This window comes from Penaeicola halotolerans (assembly GCF_016464625.1).
Taxonomy (GTDB): Bacteria; Bacteroidota; Bacteroidia; order Cytophagales; family Cyclobacteriaceae; genus Penaeicola; species Penaeicola halotolerans.
This window is the reverse complement of sequence record NZ_JAEAGO010000186.1, coordinates 1-242: the sequence shown is the minus strand read 5'-3', so window position 1 is coordinate 242 and position 242 is coordinate 1. Positions and strand designations below refer to the sequence as shown.

Below are 242 nucleotides of genomic sequence, written 5' to 3'. Positions count from 1 at the left end.
ATGAGCTAGTTCTGATTCAAATTTATCTATGTAAGTCACCGCTGTCTTTACTTTTGATTTCACTTTTTGAGAAAGTGAGTAGTAGGGTAGACCTTTGCTTCTGCGGTAGGCATTGGCGCGAGCATTGAGCCAAAGTAAGAACGTGTAGCCCATATCACCGAGATAAGCAAGCCACTTGAGGTTGGCAGTGATCGAGTCAAAGATATCCCCATGTGTGACATAGCATTTTTTTCCATGGGACT

At 43.0% G+C, this 242-nt stretch carries 1 protein-coding gene; it reads right to left on the bottom strand.

Annotated features, from left to right (window positions below; translation table 11 throughout):
* Positions 1-242 (bottom strand): metallophosphoesterase family protein (locus I5349_RS13995; protein ID WP_498366195.1); only part of this gene is annotated, 242 nt, incomplete at both ends.